6 protein-coding genes are annotated in these 5658 nt (G+C 63.0%); 5 read left to right on the top strand and 1 reads right to left on the bottom strand.

What is annotated here, in order from left to right; translation table 11 throughout:
* Both AC1DUU_RS21365 and AC1DUU_RS21360 read left to right on the top strand, forming a co-directional pair.
* A partial coding sequence (locus AC1DUU_RS21365) for a metallophosphoesterase family protein (RefSeq protein ID WP_476785400.1) occupies positions 1-437 on the top strand: 437 nt, incomplete at its 5' end.
* Positions 438-507: 70 nt separating this feature from the next.
* A complete protein-coding gene (locus AC1DUU_RS21360; RefSeq protein WP_476785399.1) occupies positions 508-1662 on the top strand; it encodes an alpha-hydroxy acid oxidase in 1155 nt (384 codons plus the stop codon).
* A 15-nt stretch (positions 1663-1677) separates the two neighbouring features.
* Here the strand turns inward: AC1DUU_RS21360 and AC1DUU_RS21355 are convergent, their stop codons facing one another.
* Positions 1678-2271: a TetR/AcrR family transcriptional regulator gene (locus AC1DUU_RS21355; RefSeq protein WP_476785398.1), complete on the bottom strand. Its 594-nt coding sequence runs from the start codon at positions 2269-2271 to the stop codon at positions 1678-1680.
* A gap of 123 nt (positions 2272-2394) precedes the next feature.
* Here AC1DUU_RS21355 and AC1DUU_RS21350 point away from each other — a divergent pair, with 123 nt between their 5' ends.
* The 3 genes from AC1DUU_RS21350 to carB form a co-directional block, all read left to right on the top strand.
* Positions 2395-2556 carry a hypothetical protein gene (locus tag AC1DUU_RS21350; protein ID WP_476785397.1) on the top strand — a complete coding sequence of 54 codons (162 nt, stop codon included), beginning with the start codon at positions 2395-2397 and terminating at the stop codon, positions 2554-2556.
* Positions 2557-2629: 73 nt separating this feature from the next.
* A complete protein-coding gene (locus AC1DUU_RS21345) occupies positions 2630-3631 on the top strand; it encodes a saccharopine dehydrogenase NADP-binding domain-containing protein (RefSeq protein WP_476785396.1) in 1002 nt (333 codons plus the stop codon).
* Positions 3632-3864: 233 nt separating this feature from the next.
* A partial coding sequence (gene carB, locus AC1DUU_RS21340) for a carbamoyl-phosphate synthase large subunit (protein WP_476785395.1) occupies positions 3865-5658 on the top strand: 1794 nt, incomplete at its 3' end.

Genomic DNA, 5658 nt, shown 5'->3' with positions numbered 1-5658 from the left:
CAGTCTTCGCATTCCATGCCCGGCCGAACCACGACGAGCGCTACCTCTCCGAAATCATCTCCGAAGACCAGCTCGTCCGCGCACAACTGCCGGTCATCGACAACCGCCTCAGGCAGACAGACTCAAAATACCGGCTTTTGCTCTCGGGCCACAGCCACCGTCCCGATATCATACGGCTGCCCGATGGCCGCATCCTGTTCAATCCGGGCAGCGTCGGTGCTCCTGCCTACCACGACGACAACGCCCCTGTTCATGTCTCCGAGCAAGGCTCGCCAATGGCACGCTACGGCATCGTCGAACTCGATGGCGCGGGCGAGGTCTTGGGCATCGACGCGCTCGCGGTCATGTACGATCACGAGGCTGCCGCCCGCCGCGCCGAAGAGAGCGGTCGTCCGGAATGGGCACACGCCTTGCGCACCGGCTTCATGCCGGACTGAGTACATCAGGCTGTTTGCAGCGGCCGTCTTCGTCTAATCTCCAGTTTCGGAGAACCGATGGGGGACGAACATGTTCTCGCGCATCGATCGCTGCAGCAACGTCGAAGATTTTCGTGCGCTGGCCCAGCGACGGCTTCCCGCGCCGATCTTCCACTACATCGATGGCGCCGCCGAAGACGAGACCAACTACCGCCGCAACACCGAGGCCTTCCATGGCTGCGACCTGGTGCCCAACGTGCTTGCCGGCGTCGAGAACGTCGACATGTCGGTCACGATAATGGGACAGAAGTTGGCGATGCCAGTGTTCTGCTCGCCGACCGCCTTGCAGCGCCTGTTCCACCATGACGGCGAACGCGCCGTGGCCCAGGCTGCGGAGAAGTTCGGCACCATGTTCTCGGTCTCCTCGCTCGGCACCGTCAGCATCGAGGAAATTGGGCGTACAATCAGCACGCCCAAAATGTTCCAGCTCTATTTCCACAAGGACCGCGGCCTCAACTGGAGCATGCTCGAGCGCTGCCGGGAGGCCAAATTCGACGTGTTTACGCTGACGGTCGATTCTGTCACCGGAGGCAACCGCGAACGCGACACGCGCACCGACTTCACCTCCCCACCCAGCCTCTCGCCGCACAGCCTCTTCAGCTTCGCCGTCCACATGGGCTGGAGCTTCAACTACCTGCTGCGCGAAAAATTCAGCCTGCCGCAGCTCGAAGGCCATGTCAGCGAAGGCACCAACATCGCCATCTCCATCGGCGACTACTTCACCAAGATGCTCGACCAGTCGATGACCTGGGACGACGCCGAGGCGCTTCGGCAAAAGTGGAACGGCCCGTTCTGCCTCAAGGGCATCATGAGCGTGGCCGACGCCAGACGCGCCGTCGCCATTGGCGCCAGTGCCATCATGGTGCCGCACCATGCCGGGCGGCAGCTCGACGGGTCGCGCTCGCCCTTCGACCAGATCTCCGAGATTGCCGACGCCGTGGGTGGTCAGATCGAAATCATCTGCGACGGCGGCATCCGCCGCGGCACCCACGTCCTGAAAGCCATTTCCGCCGGCGCCACCGCCTGTTCGGGCGGCCATCTCTATCTCTACGCGCTTGCCGCCGGCGGCCAGAAAGGTGTCGAAAAGGCGCTTGGCAACCTGCGCACCGAAATCGAGCGCAACATGAAACTGATGGGTGTCAGCCGCCTCGACCAGCTCTCGCGCGAAAACCTGCGCTATCGCTGACAGCAGCCTACGAAATCAGCGACGAAACCGGTCGAGGGTCGCGGTGAATATCTGCGCCAGTGCGGCAATCGCATCGTCACGGGAAATCCGCCCGGCGACGGCATCCTGCGATACCGCTTCGGCAGCGCCCAAAAGCCCTGAGAGGATCGCGCCGCTCAGTTCCTCGGGCAATTCAACAAAACGCGAAAACGCCTCGCGGTATTCGTTCAGATAGCCATCCCGCAGCGACTGCTTGAACCCTTCCATTTCCTCGGTGCCCGAAAGTGCCGCATAGACCGCCCCGACCTCCGGGCCGACCGTGTCAACGCAATTCACATAGGCCTCGCCCAAAATGGCCGCGACATCGCCCAGCGTCTTGCCGGCCGAGGCCAGCGCCTGGCGCTGCGCTTCCAGCTGCAGATCATTGTAGGCGGAAAACAGCGCCATCAGCAGCCCCGCCCTGGTGCCGAAATGCTCATAAGCGATTGGCTTGCTGACACCGGCACGTTCGGCAAGCCGGCCAAGCGTCAGCGCGTCGGTGCCTTCCTCGCGCACGATCTCCTGCGCGGTTTCCAGCAATTGCACGCGCCGTTCGGCCTTCGGCAGTTTTTTCGTCGCGGCTGCACTCATGACGATCATGGCTCCAATTTTTTTCCAAGCGCACTTGAATGCGGCTCTTGCCAATACATATTACCAATGGTAACTTACATAAAGTAACTTACCAATATTAACAACATAGCATAGGAGCGATTTATGACCATTGCAGCCCGTGAAATCCATTTGAAAAGCCGCCGTGCAGGATTGCCCGGCCGCGCCAATTTCGAACTGGTCGAACGCACGCTTGCCGCCCCRGCCCCCGGTCAGCTCCTCGTCCGCACTTGCTGGTCAAGCTCGCCTGATCCTGGGCGGCGATAGCACCCGCCGCCTCACCCCTCCATTCAGATATGACAGCGCCGCCCTTGCGCGGCCACAGAGGAGTTATGCCCAAATGACAACGCACAAGCCCGTACTTATCATCGGCGGTTCCGGTTTCGTCGGCGCCCTCGCCGCCCGCACGCTGCGCAAGTTGCACCCGGCACTGCCCATCGCCATCGCCGGGCGCAATCTCGATAAGGCAAATGCGGTCGCCAAGGAGATCGGCAACGCCGAAGCCATAGTCGTCGACCTCGACCGCCAGGACCTCGGCCTGCCGTCGGACAAAGGCTTCAGCGCCATTGCCATGTTCGTCTATGACGCCACCCTCAACGCCCTGCGTTACGCCCAGGCCAAAGCGGTGCCATATCTGAGCCTCTCCACCGGCATTCACGAAATCGGGCCGGAGATCGCCATTTATACCCACAAGGCGAACGCGCCGTTCCTCATGGGCAGCAGTTGGCTCGGCGGCGCCGCAAGCCTCGCCATCGTGCATTTCGCCAAGCAGTTCGAGACGGTGGATTCGATCGAGATCGCGGCCCTCCTCGACGAGCACGACATGGGCGGCCCCGCCGCCGAGGCCGATTTCAACCGCCTCACCATGGTGCCGAACACCCTGGTTATCGACGACAACAAATGGCACTGGACCGCAACAGGCGAGCAGGGCCGCACCGTGACCAGTGTCGATGGCAGGCAGGTCCCCGGCTTGACCTATTCGCCCTTCGACGTCTTCAGCCTGCCGGTCACGACGGGCGCCCGAACCGTGCGCTTTGATTTCGCGCTTGGCGAAACCGCAAGCCGCCATCGCGGCGAGCATTTTTCCACCGAGATCATGATCGCCATCTCGGGCAAGAGGAAGGACGGCACCGCTGGCCGCAGCCGCTACGAGTTCGTTCATCCCAAGGGTCAGGCGCCGGTCACGGCACTCGCAGTGGCGCTTGCGGTCGAACGCCTGATCGGCCTCGACGGCAAGGCCCCCGCAACGCCCGGCCTCTACTTCGCCGAAATGCTGATCGACGCGGACTATGCGATCAAGCGCTTCAAGGAGTTCGGCGCCAGCATCTCGCAAGCCTCATAAGTCGACCGCCAGTCCAAGGGCAGCCGTGAGTTACCGCGGCTGCCCTTTCGTTTGTCCGCCTTCACCACGCCAAACCCGCATTCCAGCACAGGAAAAGCGTTTTTCGGGGTTCCCCACTCCCAATCCTTCCCCTATAAGGCCCGCCTAGCCTGATACTCGAATCTCACTTGCGCACCGGCCCGGGCATTGCCCCGTCCCGGTTCTTCGCGCAGGCCTTTTTACGGACGCACACCATGCCAAGACGCACCGACATCAAGTCCATCCTGATCATTGGTGCTGGTCCCATTGTCATCGGCCAGGCCTGCGAGTTCGACTACTCCGGCACCCAGGCCTGCAAGGCGCTGAGGGAAGAAGGTTACCGGGTCATCCTGGTCAACTCCAACCCGGCCACCATCATGACCGACCCCGAGCTGGCGGACGCCACCTATATCGAGCCGATCACCCCTGAGGTGGTAGCGAAAATCATCGCCAAGGAGCGCCCTGACGCGCTGCTGYCCACCATGGGCGGCCAGACCGCGCTCAACACCGCACTTTCGCTGCGCCGCATGGGCGTGCTCGAACGCTACAATGTCGAGATGATCGGTGCTGACGCTGCAGCCATCGACAAGGCCGAGGATCGCTCGCTGTTCCGCGAAGCCATGGCCAAGATCGGGCTGGAGACGCCGAAGTCGATGCTGGCCAACGCCTCCGACGTCAAGGACGCCGACCGCAAGAAGCACGAGGCCGAGCGCGCAGCGCTCAAGGCGGAAGCCCCCGCCAATCTCGACGCCGCGCTCGACGCGCTTGAAACCCAGTGGAACCTCGGCGAAGGCGACCGCAAGCAGCGCTACATCAACCATGCCATGGCGATCGGTGCCCAGGCGCTCGACCATGTCGGCCTGCCCGCCATCATCCGCCCGTCCTTCACCATGGGCGGCACGGGCGGCGGCATCGCCTACAACCGCACCGAATTCTTCGAGATCATCGGCTCCGGCCTCGATGCCTCCCCCACCACCGAAGTCCTCATCGAGGAGTCGGTGCTCGGCTGGAAGGAATACGAGATGGAGGTCGTCCGCGACAAGGCCGACAACTGCATCATCATCTGCTCGATCGAAAACATCGATCCAATGGGCGTGCACACCGGCGACTCGATCACTGTCGCACCGGCGCTGACGCTGACCGACAAAGAATACCAGATCATGCGCAACGCCTCGATCGCGGTGCTGCGCGAGATCGGCGTCGAGACAGGCGGCTCCAACGTCCAGTTCGCCGTCAATCCGGCCGACGGCCGGCTCGTCGTGATCGAGATGAATCCGCGCGTGTCGCGCTCCTCGGCGCTKGCCTCGAAGGCYACCGGCTTCCCGATCGCSAAGATCGCCGCGAAGCTCGCCGTCGGCTACACGCTCGACGAGCTCGAAAACGACATCACCGGCGGAGCGACGCCCGCTTCCTTCGAGCCGTCGATCGACTATGTCGTCACCAAGATCCCGCGCTTTGCCTTCGAAAAATTCCCCGGCGCCTCAACGACGCTGACTACAGCCATGAAGTCGGTCGGCGAAGTCATGGCGATCGGCCGCACCTTCCAGGAATCGCTACAAAAGGCGCTGCGCGGACTTGAAACCGGCCTCACCGGCCTCGACGAGATCGAAATCCCCGGCCTTGGCGAGAACGGCGACAATGGCGACGACCGCAACGCCGTGCACGCCGCCCTTGGCACGCCGACACCCGACCGCTTGCGCATGGTCGCCCAGGCGATCCGCATGGGGACCTCGCTCGAAGACGTGCACGCCATGTGCAAGATCGACCCGTGGTTCCTCGAACAGATCGCCGCCATCATCGCGATGGAAGCGCGTGTGCGTGAGCACGGCCTGCCACAGGATGCCGACAATCTGCGCATGCTGAAGTCGATGGGCTTCTCCGATGCCCGCCTCGCCTCGCTCACGAAGTCCGAGCCGGAAGCCGTTCAGAAGACGCGCCAGAAGCTCGGCGTGCATCCGGTCTACAAGCGCATCGACACCTGCGCTGCCGAGTTCGCCTCGCCCACTGCC

The organism is Aminobacter sp. P4_H6_2 (assembly GCF_056400805.1).
Note: the sequence above shows the minus strand (reverse complement) of the source record. Positions and strands in the feature narration are given on the sequence as shown.